This window comes from Streptomyces sp. NRRL WC-3549 (genome assembly GCF_000721935.1).
Lineage (GTDB): Bacteria > Actinomycetota > Actinomycetes > Streptomycetales > Streptomycetaceae > Streptomyces.
Genome location: NZ_KL585385.1, coordinates 58,707 through 59,006, shown reverse-complemented (window position 1 = coordinate 59,006; position 300 = coordinate 58,707). Strand labels below are relative to the sequence as shown.

The following is a 300-nucleotide window of genomic DNA, read 5'->3' as shown; positions in this document are numbered from 1 at the left end:
GATGTGTATAAGAGACAGCGGGCGGCGACCCCCGCCGCGTAACCGGCGAGCAGCGCGAGGAGCACGCCGGTCGCCGTGTCCGGCACCAGGCCGAGGGCGAGGAGCGCGACGCCGGTGACGGCGATGGCGATGGCCAGCAGCCGGCGCCGTGACAGGGCGGGCAGCACCTTCTGCGCCGAGCGCATACCGAGTGCGGTGCCGCCGGTCAGGACGAGGATCAGCAGGGCGAAGGTGGCGGGCCCGCCGTCCAGGTCGGCGGCGTGCAGCACGACGACCGCGGCGGCCGCGGCAACGGCTCCG

1 pseudogene is annotated in these 300 nt (G+C 75.3%); it reads right to left on the bottom strand.

Annotated elements, in window-relative coordinates:
- A pseudogene (locus IH13_RS0103810) lies at positions 1-300 on the bottom strand (hypothetical protein); the annotation flags it as partial.